We start from the raw sequence: 16,207 nt of genomic DNA on the forward strand, positions 1-16,207 counted from the left end.
TCGATGGTCTTTTACATTATGTTTATTTGCAGTACCTCAAAGTTCAATCTGCTATGACACCCTTGAAAACCATTCCTTGATCAAGGTCAATAACTTCGAGTACATTTGAACTTTTTACATAAACACTTTTATATTGTGCGTGCCCATCTTCATCTTTTAAAATAATAACTCGCATCTGTTTATTATCCTCGATGACTTGAGCCTGGTAATCATCTGAATCTACCTGTTCATCCAGTACAGTGAATTCAGGCAGCACTTCAACCTGATGACTTTTTTCGGAAACTTCAACATTCGCTTTTGACTTTTTTGTTTTATCTATTGGTGATACACCGGCATCGGTTATACTTCCTGCAGACAATATTAGCGCTCCTGCAGCTGTAGTCATAAATAGTGATTTCATATGTTTTATCTCCTCTTCTATTTGACTACTACCATCATAATAAAGAATTTTAAGAAAAGGCTTTGAAGAAAATTAGAAATTGGTGAGAATTAGACAACAAATAGGTGACAAACATTTCCTTTTTGTTTCAAATCACCCTATTCGTTTCACACAAATCACTTCTTCTTCTTTGCCAATTCATCACGATCGAGGGCCCTTGGGGGTTCTTCAAGCCACTGATTTTTGATCATAATGTTTGCTCCATCTTCTGCGTACTTAAGAATTTCATTTAATAGCCTATTATAAGTAGCACCTAAATCCCTTCTCGGACTCATTGACATACTCGCTCCATAATAACCGACACTAAGTGCTATAAGACCAGTACTATAATACATCATTAATTTATCCGAAAATGTATATGTTGTAGAATCTGTAACAGTATCATCCATCTTTGCAGGAGCAGGCACATCATCCTCATGAAGAATGGATCCAAAAATTTCGCAATGTTTCTGAGATATTTCCTTACCTCTCATCAAAAACTTCCGTACATCCGTATTCTTCGCCACTTGACTAAATCCAATCATGGTAGCTGATCCCAAGGCATTTCGCTGATAATTACCAAACAAATTAACAATTTCTGATCCTGTCAATGGTCTTCTCTCTCCAAAGTATCCTGTTAAAAAGTTTTGGCTTTTTACAAAATCATAGCTTTCAGGTTTTGGTAAATATGGCATATGGATGTAAAGTCCTTTTGACTGCAGAACCGTTATCAACGTTTTAAGAAATCCAGTTTGTTCATAAACACATTCTGAGAAGTAATTAAAAACATCCACCCTGCCAGCCATTGACAAGCTAATACTATATGCCTCCAATGCAATTTGTGCACCTTGATGCAGGTAACGTAAGATATAGTCATCCGAATACAATTTCGGTGCATTGATGTCAACATCTTCAGTTGGTTTAAAACCATAAGGTATCGGATAATTGTCATTCGTAAATATTGCCCTTAATTTAATTAAATGGGATTGAGCTAAATCTAATGCCTGTTGTACAAGAGGTTGTACCTCACCATCAGAAACCTTCGCCAAAAAATATTGTAATTTACATTCCAGCGCACTATCATTCATATAAGCTGCCCATAACTGTGTAATTTCCGATGAGGTCAATTCCTGATTCTCGTTATTAATATCTTACACCTCCTAATAGTATAAATAATAATATTACTTTTTCCATATGAAGGGATTTTTATGTAATACAAAAAACCAGCCCACAAGTTAATGAGCTGGTGATACGTTAATAGTTTATTTAATTATTAAAATTGGACACTTAGCACGGTGGACAATATTTGTACTTACACTTCCCAGCAGAAGTTTTTTCACTCCACCAAGACCGCGACTGCCAACAATTATCAAATCAATCTCATGATCTTCAGCATATTCGCAAACCTTATCTCCCGCATTCCTCTGGTAATAATCTACCATTACATCCGTATACACGACTATGTCTTCTGCTTCGAATTCTTCTTTAATAGTCTCCATCTCTGGACGAAAGCTCTCCGCTATTTCCATTTCAATATTACGTGCCATAGCGACATTTGTGTTTGGGCCAGCTTGGGTTACCACTGAAATAACATGAACCTCAGTCTCAGGAACTCCAGCAGCCTGTAATTTTGCTTCCTGAAGCGCTTCTTTACTCAGATCAGAACCATCATAAGCTACGAGAATTCTTCTTTTCATAACAAGCACTCCCCTTCACCATATTAGGAAGGATTCTCCCTACTTCAATTATATCAAATGTGAAAAAGTGAAAGTATATGTTATTTTCGAAAAGTTTAGCAATATTATGACGGTTGATTTCACAAAAAATCCTCTCTTAATAAGAGGTGACATCCTGCATCAAATGTACAGCATTATTAATTTACCAATCTGTTTAAAAGTACACTATGTTCCCCAAATCCCCGTGACAGAAAGGAAACATCATTTTCTATATTAACTAGCCGATTATCCATTCTATCCATTCGTAGCTCGATAGCATCCATACGTTGCTCCAGACCAGTCATATGATGTTCCAGACCATCCATCCGCTGTTCCAAACCATCCATTCGTTGCTCCATGCTATCCATGCGCTGTTCCACGCTATCTAATCTATTTTCTACCATATCTATTCGACTATTCACTTCTGCAAAACTCTCGTGCATTTCTTTAAACCCTTGACGTACAATACCTGCTAATTCATCCAGATTAATTGTCATCACCGCCCTCTTGTTCTTGTAACTGATTATATCATATTTACTTAAGGTAATAGAAATGGTGAAAATTTCATTTTAGCCACCTTAAAAGCGAAAAAAACACTATAATCATGTAGGAGGTTTTGAGTTTCCCGATGAAATTCTTGAATCAAAATTAAAATTTAAACTTATTCTAGATACTGACATCTTATACTTCTATTAATAATATTTCGGTGCTATCATTAACCTATAAACAACTAAAAGGTCTGTGATCCTAATGCCCACACTAAACTACGGAACAACAACTATCAACTACATACGCTACAGCCAAAATCGTAAAGACCTGAAAATATCCGTTACTATTGTAAACGGGGTCGAAGTGTACTCACCTGATAATCTTGATGATGAAGATCTTAATGACTTACTTAAAAAGAAAGCACCCTGGATTCTTAATAAAATAAAAGAACTGAATCAGGTTGAGGCATCTATTCAGCCGAAGGAATTTGTCAGTGGGGAAAAGCTTCCGTACCTAGGACGTAACTATCGCCTTAAAGTCCAACGCGAGCCTGTTACGAATGCTGAGCTTTCCTTGTACCAAGGCAGGTTCATTGCAACCGTTCCAAAAAACTGGCAGCAAAGTCAGGTTCAAGAAACGTTAGAAAAGCAACTTATCCAATGGTACCGCCAACATGGTGCTAAAAAACTGCAGGAACGAGTCCATCATTACCAAATGCTGATGGATGTCACACCAGAATCGGTGAATTTCCGCACGCAGCATAAACGTTGGGGAACATGTACGCCGGACGGTGATATTTATATCAACTGGCGGTTGATTATGGCCCCAGTAAAAGTATTAGATTATGTGGTTGTACATGAACTTGCACATCTTAAAGTTCAGGATCATTCAGCCGAATTCTGGAAAATAATTAAGTCCGTTATGCCAGACTATGAAAAACGAAAGGAATGGCTCCGTGTAAATGGCATGTCCCTGCATTGTGTCGGATGAAAAATAGAGCATGATACCTCATTGGTGTCATGCTCTTAGCTTCGATATAAATTATTATTCCTTATCCGGATCTATTCCCCGAAAAATTTCATGAGAGGTTTCTGTATTTGCTTACTAACGTTACCATAATTAATTTTCCTTTCTTAAATTTTATAATAATTCAGTCTTAAGTCGTAGTTGAAATCGGTCCCAGTGTTATTAACTATTTACGTCATATACGTTAATGTTAGTTACTATAATAATTAACATGGGAGAGGGTATATATGGAAATTCCAAAACAAAAAGTCCAAAAAGTTTTCGGTGACGTTACAAAGAAAAAGCAAATACATGAATCTGTTCTTCTCATAGAAAACTCAAGTGGAGATGTTTCATACAGTCTTGGATATGGGGGCAGGGATGCAGATACACCATTCCTTATGGCAAGTATTACAAAGCTGTTCACAACCACTTGTATTTTTATTTTGAGAGATCAGAGAAAACTGTCACTTGACGATGAAATAACCAAATACTTAAAAAAAGATACAATAAGTAACCTTCATGTCTACAAAGGCCGAGAGTATTCTGAGCAACTCACACTCTCTGACTTATTATTTCAAACAAGTGGATTGCGGGATGCCATTGAGGAAGGCAGTAATGAGTCGAAAAAACGTGCTATCTATGAGGATGTGCTAACTGATTTTAATGAAACCATAAAAAATACGAAGAAAATCCAGCCACACTTTGCACCGGGGATGGGAAAAAGAGCTCATTACACAAACATAAACTTTGAAATCCTCGGTAAAATAATTGAAATCGTCACTCATTCACCGTTGGAAGATGTATTTAGACAATTTATCTTCGACCCTCTTGGGCTTAAAGATACTTATCTCCCTCAAAATGAGGATGATTTTGTCCCGCATGTTTATTATAAGGACACTGCGCTCTACCGTCCAAAATTACTTAAAAGCAGTCGCGCGAGTGGCGGTTGTGTTTCTACGGCTCGTGAATTAATGGTATTTCTCAAGGCTTTCTTTAGAGGAAAGTTATTTAATAATAGTATATTTCATGAACTAAAAGTAAATAACAGGTTGCAGGCTTCTATGCTACCAATTCATTACGGTGCTGGATATATGAGAATTCCACTGAATGGTCTTGCTACACTTTTCATGGGAAAAGGTGAGTTAATTGGTCATTCTGGTTCAACAGGTTCCTTAGCATTTTACTATCCCGAAAAGGATTTGTTTTTTATTGGAGATGTCAATCAAATGGAAAACCCCGCAACTCCTGTACGGCTGGTGATGCGACTTGCCATGTCTATGAAATCATAAAAATTAAAGTACTTTCGAATAACGGGGGCTAATCAGGAATAAGGATTAACGGCCAAACCGAAAAGGGCCAGATTTCTGAATGTTATAAAATTGGTTTTCTAGTAAATTAGTTCATACTTTCTCTTTATTTTACTCTTATATTTTATTAGAATCCGTTTCTTCATATAAAACCCTTGATAATTAAGGTTTTGTAAAACTACCTGTGATTTTGATTTTTGTTATCCGCCCCGTTATTTTTCATTCTTTTATACAACACGTAAATCGCATTGCCAGCCACCAATAATACAGAGCCGGTCAAGCCCCCGTATATAGAAGGTAGATGGGGCACATCAGGCAGAAATATGAGTTGACTTCCAATACTAACCCCGATGAATGCCGCTACAGCCATTATGCTCAGTCCCCATTCAGAATCCTTAAGTTTCTTCTTTTTTTTCATTTTATTCATACTCCCTTCCTTGAATTTTTTCATATATAACCGGAGCTTTCCTATATTAGAAAACTTGGCATTCGCCAAGATTTCTATTAGTTGAAGGAATGCAAGCAACCTTTAAACATTTAAGATAAAGTCTTTCGAATTTGTAACTTAAAAATAAAAGACATTAAGCATACCATGGAATAAACTTGCTGGAATTACACTATTTGATTTCTCTCGAAGCCAATTAATAACAAAGGAGAGAAAAAACAATTGTCCACAATATAATATTGTGTTAAGAAATATATCGTCCGAATACTTATATAAAACAGCCACTGGAATGTGCCAAGTTGACCAAATGAGTGCAGTAACAATGTAAGTTTTAAGTCTGCTTACAGGAATCAATTCGTTCCATAAAAAACCACGCCATGTGACTTCTTCTAATAATGCCGATAATGTTGAGATAGTTAAACCTATCAGCAGCATTTTAAAAAACTGTTCGATAGTCCAGTTGAAGTTAAATGACATAAATATAGGGATAATTACTGCTATGATATACCACTTGAATTGTCCGATCGATAAACCGAGTGTCGGAATTATTTTTTTCCTGTAAATTACTTTTTGTATTATAACAACAGTAAGTAAAGGTATCGCCATGGCATACCCTGAGAATTTATTCGGATTAATTGTAAAAGAAATTATAAAATGAAAAATCAAAGTTAAACTAAATGTTATTCCAATAAATAGCGTTACTTTTCTAATATCGACTTTCACTTAGCACCGCCTTTCTTAACACTACAACATCTTTTTTCACACTAAACAGGTTCGTAAGTGCAATAAGCTGATCTCTTATTAAACAAACAAAAGTAACCTATAAGATAGACTCTTTAAGCGCCTATTCTTTAGGGTGCATTTTAACTGAACTGAGATTTTTCTTCTATTTATTTTCAATTGCTTCTTCAACTAAAAGTACCCGATTGTTTAAGTACATTCTTTCACAAAGATAACCCATAATCTTCATTCGTTACAGGAATGCGCCCAGTTTGTTTTTACTATAACTAGCACTAAGTATAATGCACCAGAAATCAGTTTTCTCTGTTTTTAAGTTGTAGACGATTTAGAATTGGAAATCCCCATCCTTCATTAGCAGGACTTCAGTTCCACCTTCTTTAATGCCCACTACTTTCATATCTTCGGTACCAAAGGTCACATTGACTAACAAAAGTGAAGTATTCAGACCCGCTGCCTTCAACTCTTCCTCAGATTGGTCAATGCCATTTTGAATATTGGAGGGAGATGCATTTCCGATTCCAATATGACAGGACGTATTTTCATCAAACAAGGTATTGTAAAAAAGAGTATCTGCCTGAGCAAGAGGAGATTTATTAGAGACCAAGGCAATTTCACCCAGATAATGTGAACCTTCGTCTGTTTCGATGAGATTTTGTAACACTTCTTGTCCCTTTGCGGCATAATAGTCGGTAATCCGTCCATCTTTAAAAATTAGATAAAATTCCTTGATGACACTTCCCCCATAGATAAGAGGTTTAGTACCTACCAATTTCCCATTCACCTTATTTTTATGGGGAGCAGTAAATATTTCTTCTGTAGGAATGTTCGGAAAGAAAGGTATTCCATTTTTATCTATGACACCCCCACCGATATAAAGATGATTTTTAGGTAGACCAATTAATAAATCAGTTCCACGGCTATTTGTAAAATGCAGGGCTTCAAATCGGCTCTCGTTTAGGAATTTTTTTCGAGATTCGAAGGCTCTATTGTGACTCTCCCAATCTTTTATAGGATTTTTCCCATCTGCCCGAGATCCTTTTAAAATTAATTTCCATAATGATTGTAAAGCTTCTTCTTTACTTAGATTGGGAAATACTTTAGTTGCCCATACAACGTACGGGACAGCTAGAAGACACCAGCGTACCTCGTGGGATCTAATTTTCGCATAATAATCTCTCAATTTGGTACGAGAAGCTTTTTGGAAACGACTTATCCTTTCTGTAGAAACCTCCTTAAAGACATCTAAGTTTTCAGAAATAATATGGATGTAAGCAGCACCTGCATCGTCCCACTCCTTAAAACGGGCAGCCTGCCAATCAGGAAAATGATCGATGACACTATCTGCTGCATTTAAGTAAAATTCTTTGGTAGACTGTTCATCTGTCCAATCTATAAATACTTTTGAAGCTCCTGCCTCGTAGGCTACCGTTTGGATTAGACGTGCAAACGTAGCATTTTTTATATCACTATGAATAATCAATAATTGATTTTTTTGCAGATTTACACCAGCTCTTACAGCAAGTTCTGCATACTTTTTTAACTGTGCTTCACTTATATATTCATATATTTCTTTAATCATTTAATAACTCCCCTGTGAGATTCTTGTATAATTTCACTACAGAACCCTGACCTACATAAACCTGCTTCTATAGTTGAACAAGGAGTGCATTTCCTTATTTAAGGAAAGCACCTTTAGCTTAAAAGGATTGGTGTTCCTTTATAAATAAATTATACTCTTCAGTAAATTGTTCTACTTCTTCTAAGAAAGGGTAATGATTACTTTTCTCAAAGATAACTAATTTTGAATTAGGTATTCCTTCCTCCATTTCGATAGAGTATATTACTGGACATTGTACATCATTTCTACCACAAATTAATAAAGTGGGTGTTGATATAAGCTCCAACTTTTTCGTTACATCATAAACCTGCAATTCTCGGCTGAAAAAGTTCATACGAATTGCAGACATCCCTTTACTAATGTTTAGGTAAAAAAGCTCATCATATTTTTCAGGGTCGAATAAAGATAGTTTAGTTCTTTCTACTTTTAGTTGTTTCCTTTTTTCTGTTGATAAATCTGAACGTTTTAAGGTTTCATTGAGTTCTTGCATTCTGTTAAATTTAGAGTGTTTAGGATTATAAATACAATCCTTTGAGAACGTCATATATTCTCTTGCGGCAGCTCCGACAATCACATTATATTTAAGGGAATTTGAAAAGTATATTCCGTAGATTATACCTAGCATACCTCCAGTTGAATGCCCAGCAAATCCCCATTTATCAAATCCTAATTCTTCTCGAATAGCTTCTATATCAAATATTGTCTCTAAGAAACTTAGTTGATAAGGTTCTATGGCTTTCTCTGAATTACCTGCTTCTCTTAAATTTATCAAAAATACTTTATTTGTTTTTATAAATGTCTCTGCAAAGTAATCCCCTGTCTGATTAAATTCTGAATAATGATGGGTAACACAAAGTGGTTCTCCTTCACCCTTTACAAATACTTCGAATACCCCACGTGATGTTTTAAGTAAATTCCTTTCCCAATCCCCCATTAAAATCTTCCTTTCTTATTAAACAAAACTGCTGCTATAGTTGACAAGGAGTTCAATCCCTTATTCAAGGAAAGCACTCGTTTGTTTAATACTAGGATGGAAACCAATCATAAACATTTAAAAATACGAACGATTTCTTTAATTACAGAATCAACTTCCTCATTATCTTTAATTACAAATAAATGGTCTGCTTCCCCTACTTCTGGGTCCACAACATCTTCTAATTGAGATTCAAATTGTTGTCTCAAGAGCACTTCCTTAAAGTTTGAATAAGGTCCCCTGAATATATTTGTACTTCGGTGACTATGGATAACTCGGTCATAGATAATTTCATCTGGAATATCAAAATGAACCAAGATACGGACAAACTCATCTTTATCGTATATTTCTTCAAGCAAATACTTTCTCCCTCTTCTAGTTCTCTTTCTAAATCTCTTGCAAATGTGCTTTTCCCACTATGGGTCTTACCAACCGTAATAACTACTAACCTTTTCATTACTCTTTTTTCCCCTCTACCTATTCTGGAAGATAGTATTATCTCTAAGTATTACGATTAGAGAACACATCAACTTCATAGTGTTCTAAATCATCTTCGGATAAATTAGTTTTTAAATAACTTTTAACTCTAGGTACATTATTTTTATCATATACGTTTATTGAAATTGTGGGATTTTTACCGCCATTAACTATTGAAGTGTTATGTACTTGATATTTATCCGAAACTTCACCGACAACTTTCTTTACTTCTGTACTGATCGCAACCTCTCTATCCAGATTTAATTTATTTTGTGTATACCAAAAACATACAGACACAATAACTACACTCGTTAAAACTAATATACCTAACTTACCTTTCACTCCCATTTTTATAACCCTCCGTAGCTTATTGTTTATTTGTTATAAACATTATTTCACAATCTGCTCTGAATGTTAGACAAAAAGTAAATACCACTCTTAACTATCCTGCTCCGTTAAGTACATTTCTTCACAATCTCTGTATTTATTTTAACATAAATATTCAGAATACCTTGTAAATCAAGAAGAAGCTAATCGATTTCCAATTTAATGGTAAATTTATGTATGCCGATTTGCATACGAATTTGTAGGTCGAAATGTAGACATACACTAGCTATTGTTATCTAACAACTTAGGGTGCAAATTACACTACAATATTAATGATAATTAAACCAGGAACACTATTCACCAACAAAAAAATGATCATCAAATTGACATACAAATTGATGATCACTTTACATTATATTTTAATGTTTGTGATAGGTAACGAAACTCGGAATGGCTGTTCACACTCCTGCTCCACTAATACGCAATATGTTTATAATGCACTTCAGCAAGATCCATCAGTTGTATGGCAAGTGCTTCTACTTTTGCACCGGGACAGTTATATTTGCGCAATTTCTTTTTGATTTGCCTGCGCATTTCGCGTTTAACGTCATCCTTTACAGTCCAATCGATAACAGCGTGCTCTCTGATTATTCCTGTAACGATATGCGTCAGGTCTTTCACGTCTTCTTGTTCGAATTCTTCTAGTTCCTTTTCAAGCATTTGGTAGAAAGGGTATTCCTTTGGTTCGAAGCCATGCTCAACACTTTCTTCTGCATTATTGCGCATGACATTTATGACATCACGGTATTCTTCCAGCAATTCCTCAATGGTAAGTTGTCGTGTCTTGCGTTGTTCAATCAATTCCTCTAATCGTTCTTTCAGCGACGTATAGAGCACTGGATTTTCATCCAGCTTAACCCGTATTTCATGCTTAATCGCATGCTCCATCTCAGCTGCTTTTGATTCGGGTGACTTTATCTCATCCAACTTCTGATCAAACCGGTTCGATAAAATATCAATCGGCTCAACTAATACATGAGGAGTCGTTGCATATACATGCTCCTCGACCAATTCCCTTACTTTCGCGCCACAGTCAGAAATATCCATTCCAGTTTCGACATGATACCTTGACTTAGCCAATTTACGAATCTTCCCTAGCCACTTCAAATCGTCTACATATGGCTTTGCTTTTGGATTTGGCAATACCATATCCATGCTTTCGGAAAACTTCTGAAAAGCTGTATCGAATTCATTGCGGATGTCTTCTGGTGCCAGCACCATCAAGCATGCTTCGAGATTGTCTTTATTTTTATAGTCAAAAAAACGCATTGCCTTACGATGTCGTGTTTGCAAACGCGGGATTTCCACATCAACTTCCCGCAATGCACCTTTAATATCTTCCTCATGGAAAACACCTAATGCTTCCTCTAAGAAACGTGATACCCCATAATAGTCAACAATTAAGCCATATGTCTTTTTGTCATATGTCCGGTTTGTTCTGGCAATTGCCTGGAGCAGATTATGCTCTTTTAACGGCTTATCCAAATACATAACCTGTTCAATCGGTGCGTCAAACCCAGTTAACAGCTTGTCGCAAACGATCAAAAAGCTTAACGAGTCTTCACTCATCGGCTTTTTAAAACGTTGAATAACCTGCTTTTCCTCTAGTTTGGCTAAATGATGCTCCTTCATCTCTTCCTCATCATTATGTCCACTAGAGATAATCACCTTGGATTCATAATCACTGAGTTCATCCAACATTTGTTTATAAACAATAGCAGCTTGCCTAGATATAGCAACAATTTGAGCCTTGAAACCATTTGGCTCTATGTGAGTTTCATAGTGCTCAATCATATCCAATACAACCGAACGAATTCGCTTCGGTGATGCGGTAATGGTTTCTTCTGTTGCATACTTCTTTCTAATCCGCTCCCGATCTTCCTCCGAATACTCACGGAAATAACGGTCAAATAACTGATCAATCGATTCACCATGAACATGTAAATCAAACATTCGGGCTTCATAAAAAATCGGTACCGTTGCCCCATCTTCCACAGATTGTTCAATCGAATATTTATCAATATACGTTCCAAACGTTCGAAATGTACTCTTATCCGATTTGTCGATTGGCGTACCTGTAAAACCAATATAAGTAGCATTTGGCATTGCCAACCGCATATTCATAGCAAGTTCACTGTATTGAGAACGGTGGCTTTCATCGACCATAACAATAACATTCTCAGACTTAGTGAGCTGCGGATATTCTTTCTCATCTTCAGCTTCCTGAAACTTCTGCACAAGCGTCATGACTGTCGATCCTGGACCTTTTTGTAGTAGGGTTTTTAGTTCTGAAACAGATTCAGCCTGTTGCGGATTCGGAAAACCACACAGGCGGAATGTATTCGTAATTTGCCGATCTAAATCCTGACGATCTGTGACAATCACAATGGTAGGGTTTTTCATTTTAGCGATACGTCTTAACTTGGTCGCTAAAAAAACCATCGCAAGACTTTTCCCTGAACCTTGTGTTGCCCATACCACACCACCACGATGCTTGGGATCATCAGCATGCAAAATACGATCAATTGCTTTATTTACTGCACGATACTGCTGGTAACGTGTCATCTTCTTAATAACTTTACCTTCATCCGGTTCATAGACAATAAAATTTTGAATGATATCAAATAACCGTTCCTTCACCAGCATACCAGTTAGTAAAATATCCTGAGATGATGGACTGGCACCGATTTCCGCAACGGTTCTAGGATAGGGATCCTTCCATTCACTGTAATGCTGCAATCTAGCACCAATTGTTCCGGCTCTAGCACGATCATTACTAGTCGAAATCATAAACTGATTATACGTAAACAGCTGTTCATTCTCACGCTGGTAACGAAGAAGCTGTTTCACACCTTGCGAAACCTGCTCATCTGGTGGTAATGTCGGACTCTTGCATTCGATCACAACCAAAGGCAACCCATTCACAAAAATCATCACATCCGGGCGAATCGTTCCCAAGGCATTTGTAATCGAAAATTGATCCACCACGAGAAACTCATTGTTTTGGATATTATCAAAATCAATGAGTTTAACCGTCTGGCTTTTACGCCCTTTGCCAAGATCCTGCTGTACGGAAATCATGTTGATTAATAGCTCATGAAAATCCTGGTTCGCCTCCATCACGTTTGTTGCTTCCATATGTGTCAGCGAACGAATAACCTTGTTCAGGTTATTCTCGGACAGCCATGGATTTAACCGCATTAAAGCATCCATCAGTCTCTTTCGCAAAACAATTTCCGCCTGTGTATCCCGTTCCTCGTCTAAAGAGACTCCGTGGACATACGTATACCCAAGACTTTTCAGATGATCAATCACTCTATCTTCGACTAATCCTTTCTCATTCCAGTCTTGCGAAATACTCATGTTTCCACCACCTCTTCATTGTCGATTGGGACACGGACTTTTCCGGTTAGGAGGTCTTGCATAAGGCCTTGTTTAAGGAATTTTAATTTCACGCATTTTTGTTCTTCACTCGTGATTTTTTTATCAATACTTCCCAAAATGGTTACTATTTTCTCCTGTTCATTTATTGGTGGGAGAGCTATTTCATAACTTTCCATAAAAGACTTTGTAAGATGTGCAAAAACTGCTCCACTTTTTTGGTTATTGCTTTCGTTTGATAAAAAGTGTAACCTATAATAAAAAAACATCTTATCTATTTTATTTCCACATTCAATTTTCCATATATGATAATGATAAATAGCTTCCGGGCCCTGCCAAATGTATGGACCAAATGTTGCTGACCAAGCATAAACTAAATCGCCTGTACTTATATATTTATTTTTATTTAACTCCAAATTTGAGTAAACATAGTTTCCTCCCCCAGTAAGATTTTGAATTCGAACTACGGGGGTACCTTCCTTCACAAATTCTTTTTGTTTATATGCACGACCATTAAAAAATGTAGCTACATCACCTTGTTTTAATACTTCCCACTCTTCAGGTATCTCTCCTATAGGTGTTTCCTTAAATTTCGTATGCCCAAATCCTTTTGTTAACAACTGTTGCATCATGCCTTTTTTTACCTTTTCTGTTTGCTTGATAATTTGCTCTGTCTTCTCAATCGCCTCATCTACAGAAGACAGGATTGCTGCTATTTTTTGTTGTTCTATTAAAGGAGGTAATTGGATAGGAAATTCCGAGAATAATGATTTTTTTATTATAGGTACAGCTTGATTAGAGATATATTTTCTATAGTTTTTAAAATTATATTCAATAGTATAGTATATAAATTCATTATAACAAATGTTATAACATGCTATTGAATTGATTTGTTGATTGGTACTTAATTCCTTTTTAGCAACACCGACCTTTCCAATTGTTGAGCCAATACAAGTAACCAATATAGAACCTTTTGGAATATGACGTGTTTTGTTAAACCCCTTTTTAGATAGTTGCTTTTGAGTTGTACTCACATATTTAAATGTGCCTAAATCAATAGGTGACACAAAAAGATATTCATTACCGTAATTTTCTTTATCTGCAGTTTTTGGAGTAGAACCAGTAATAACATTTCCAATGTCTGCTATATCACTAATATCCCAATCTTTTGGTATTTCTCCTAACTCAGTTAATTGATATTCACTCACAATACCCCAGCTCCTTTAAATACCCATACATCCTACTTTCTATCTCCACTTGTTCTTTTTCTAACTTTTGGAGCTCGACTAATGCTTCAGCTACATCTATTTGTTCTTCCACCTCAGTAGTATCAATATAGCGAGCAATATTTAGGTTATAATCGTTTTCCTTAATTTCTTCTAAATCAACTACTCGGCAGTATTTTTCTTGGTCTTCCCATGAATCATAGGCCTCAACAATTTTTTCAATGTCTTCAGTTCTTAAGACGTTTTGATTCTTACCTTCTTCGTAGTCCTTTGAGCCATCCAGAATAAATACTTTGCCTTTATTTTCAGTATCTTTATTCCGATTTAAAATTAAAATACATGCTGGAATTCCAGTACCATAAAATAAATTGGAAGAAAGACCAATAACCGCTTCAACCAAATCTTCTTCTAACAAACCTTCACGGATTTTACCTTCTGCTCCTCCACGGAACAATACACCATGAGGCATTACAACTCCTGCTTTACCTTTATGATTCAAAGTAGAGATCATGTGCTGGATAAATGCGTAATCACCTGCGTTTTTAGGAGGGATACCAAAACGGAAACGGCCATACTCATCACTTTCCGCTTCTTCTCGACCCCAATTTTTCAAAGAAAACGGTGGATTGGCAATTACGCGATCATAAAGAGACAACTCCCCATCTTCAGCAATAAGCTTTGGATCACGAATTGTATCCCCACGCTCGATTTGGTGATCGCTTAAGCCATGCAGCAACAGATTCATTTTACAAATAGACCACGTGTTTAGGTTACGTTCCTGTCCATGTAACGATAGATTACGTGGGTCGCCACCCTCACTTTTTATGTAATCCACTGATTGAATCAACATACCACCAGAACCAGCAGTCGGATCACAAACACGCATTCCTTCTTCAGGTTTTATTAAATTAACAATCAACTCAACGACTTTGCTAGGCGTGTAAAATTCGCCGCCCTTTTTACCTGCATCATCGGCAAATTGCTTGATTAAATATTCGTATGCACGGCCAAGCATGTCGGGTTCAGATAAGTTACCTGTTGAAAGATCAATTGAAGAAAAATGTTGAACAAGCTGAAGCAATAATTTATCAGGAAGTTTTTCTTTATCGTTGAAGTCAATACTTGCAAGCACACCTTCAAGTGAAGTGTTTTCTTCCTCTAGCGCCTCAAACGCCTTGTTAATCGTGTTACCGATATCTTGTGTCTGACTCTGAATATGTTTCCAACGAGCACGATTAGGCACAAAGAATTGGTGCTCATCACGGTCATACCATGCGTAATCATCACCCTCTTCTTGTTCAATTGTCTCAGCAGTTTCAACAAAATCATCACTCAAGCGTTTCAAAAATAATAAACCAAATATGTAATTTTTATAATCAGAGGAGTCAATGCTCCCACGTAATATATTAGCTGACTCCCATAAATGGGATTCCAGTTGCGGTAAAGTTAATTTACTCATTTTAATTTCCTCCATATGTATAGTTCTATGTTACTAATTATAACAGAGATGGGGGCGGGAGAGTATGTGTTTGCGGTTGATTGGTATAGGGTGTCATGTTTTTGTGTATGATAGAAAAGGCATACTGGGATTAGTAAGTTTTAAAAGTTCATTCTACAATTGAGTTTGCTGAGGCAAAATACATTATTTATACCGTATTTATAAAACCAAGTATCTAGATAAGTGAACTAGTTATAACTAGTGTTGATAAAGAACCTAAGGACGTTGAATTTACTACTTTTCTGTTATATTGTTTATTTAAATTAGGGGTCGCAGCCTCAATATAAGCATGGATGCTAGGATAATAATACTCATAGTCATATTTGAAGTATCATCAACAAAAAGTAAAAATCATACGCTAAGCAAATTTAGTCTCATAAAAATTCCGTTTCTATCCATTACTACATTTGAAACCCAGGTTAAAATTGAATGAAAACCAAGCAAAAATATCATGACCTCTGTTACTTTTGATTCCGTTTTCCACATGATCTTGATATGCCTGAAAACGTCCCTCCGAATATCTC

The 16,207-nt window shown here is 36.3% G+C and carries 14 protein-coding genes and 1 pseudogene; 2 read left to right on the forward strand and 13 right to left on the reverse strand.

What is annotated here, in order from left to right; genetic code table 11:
- Positions 1-43: 43 nt before the first annotated feature.
- The 4 genes from J2Z82_RS02045 to J2Z82_RS02060 form a co-directional block, all read right to left on the reverse strand.
- Positions 44-400 (reverse strand): hypothetical protein, encoded by a 357-nt coding sequence (locus J2Z82_RS02045; RefSeq protein WP_209479117.1) that lies wholly within the window; start codon positions 398-400, stop codon positions 44-46.
- Positions 401-555: 155 nt separating this feature from the next.
- Entirely contained in the window at positions 556-1,566 is a 1,011-nt protein-coding gene (locus J2Z82_RS02050) for a DUF3231 family protein (protein ID WP_209479178.1), read from the reverse strand.
- 114 nt (positions 1,567-1,680) lie between these two features.
- Complete coding sequence (locus J2Z82_RS02055; RefSeq protein ID WP_209479118.1) at positions 1,681-2,115, reverse strand: universal stress protein; 435 nt, start codon at positions 2,113-2,115, stop codon at positions 1,681-1,683.
- A gap of 176 nt (positions 2,116-2,291) precedes the next feature.
- The gene (locus J2Z82_RS02060; RefSeq protein ID WP_209479119.1) at positions 2,292-2,630 is read right to left on the reverse strand and encodes a hypothetical protein; all 339 of its coding nucleotides are present in this window, start codon (positions 2,628-2,630) and stop codon (positions 2,292-2,294) included.
- 253 nt (positions 2,631-2,883) lie between these two features.
- Between J2Z82_RS02060 and J2Z82_RS02065 the strand changes: the two genes are divergently transcribed.
- Together J2Z82_RS02065 and J2Z82_RS02070 are read left to right on the forward strand one after the other, a co-directional pair.
- Positions 2,884-3,612 (forward strand): M48 family metallopeptidase, encoded by a 729-nt coding sequence (locus J2Z82_RS02065; RefSeq protein ID WP_209479120.1) that lies wholly within the window; start codon positions 2,884-2,886, stop codon positions 3,610-3,612.
- Between the two features lie 263 nt (positions 3,613-3,875).
- Positions 3,876-4,919, forward strand: coding sequence for a serine hydrolase domain-containing protein (locus J2Z82_RS02070; RefSeq protein ID WP_209479121.1), 1,044 nt, complete (start codon positions 3,876-3,878; stop codon positions 4,917-4,919).
- A gap of 196 nt (positions 4,920-5,115) precedes the next feature.
- Here J2Z82_RS02070 and J2Z82_RS02075 read toward each other — a convergent pair whose 3' ends face one another.
- The 9 genes and pseudogenes from J2Z82_RS02075 to J2Z82_RS02115 all read right to left on the reverse strand — a co-directional run bounded on the left by J2Z82_RS02075 (position 5,116) and on the right by J2Z82_RS02115 (position 15,644).
- The gene (locus J2Z82_RS02075) at positions 5,116-5,355 is read right to left on the reverse strand and encodes a hypothetical protein (RefSeq protein WP_209479122.1); all 240 of its coding nucleotides are present in this window, start codon (positions 5,353-5,355) and stop codon (positions 5,116-5,118) included.
- 147 nt (positions 5,356-5,502) lie between these two features.
- Positions 5,503-6,105: a CPBP family intramembrane glutamic endopeptidase gene (locus tag J2Z82_RS19670; protein WP_209479123.1), complete on the reverse strand. Its 603-nt coding sequence runs from the start codon at positions 6,103-6,105 to the stop codon at positions 5,503-5,505.
- A 343-nt stretch (positions 6,106-6,448) separates the two neighbouring features.
- Positions 6,449-7,702 carry an aminopeptidase gene (locus J2Z82_RS02085; RefSeq protein WP_209479124.1) on the reverse strand — a complete coding sequence of 418 codons (1,254 nt, stop codon included), beginning with the start codon at positions 7,700-7,702 and terminating at the stop codon, positions 6,449-6,451.
- 118 nt (positions 7,703-7,820) lie between these two features.
- Positions 7,821-8,675, reverse strand: a complete 855-nt coding sequence (locus J2Z82_RS02090) for an alpha/beta fold hydrolase (protein ID WP_209479125.1) — start codon at positions 8,673-8,675, stop codon at positions 7,821-7,823.
- Between the two features lie 107 nt (positions 8,676-8,782).
- Positions 8,783-9,171 (reverse strand): annotated as a pseudogene (locus J2Z82_RS02095) (hypothetical protein).
- A 44-nt stretch (positions 9,172-9,215) separates the two neighbouring features.
- Complete coding sequence (locus J2Z82_RS02100) at positions 9,216-9,539, reverse strand: YolC/YozM family protein (protein ID WP_209479126.1); 324 nt, start codon at positions 9,537-9,539, stop codon at positions 9,216-9,218.
- A 453-nt stretch (positions 9,540-9,992) separates the two neighbouring features.
- Entirely contained in the window at positions 9,993-12,941 is a 2,949-nt protein-coding gene (locus tag J2Z82_RS02105) for a type I restriction endonuclease subunit R (protein WP_209479127.1), read from the reverse strand.
- On the reverse strand, positions 12,938-14,167 hold the full coding sequence (locus tag J2Z82_RS19675) for a restriction endonuclease subunit S (RefSeq protein ID WP_209479128.1): 1,230 nt from the start codon (positions 14,165-14,167) through the stop codon (positions 12,938-12,940). The genes J2Z82_RS02105 and J2Z82_RS19675 overlap by 4 nt, the downstream gene beginning before the upstream one ends.
- Positions 14,160-15,644 carry a type I restriction-modification system subunit M gene (locus tag J2Z82_RS02115; protein ID WP_209479129.1) on the reverse strand — a complete coding sequence of 495 codons (1,485 nt, stop codon included), beginning with the start codon at positions 15,642-15,644 and terminating at the stop codon, positions 14,160-14,162. Before J2Z82_RS02115 ends, J2Z82_RS19675 begins: the two co-directional genes overlap by 8 nt.
- Positions 15,645-16,207 lie beyond the last annotated feature (563 nt).

This window comes from Virgibacillus litoralis (genome assembly GCF_017873675.1).
Taxonomy (GTDB): Bacteria; Bacillota; Bacilli; order Bacillales; family Amphibacillaceae; genus Lentibacillus; species Lentibacillus litoralis.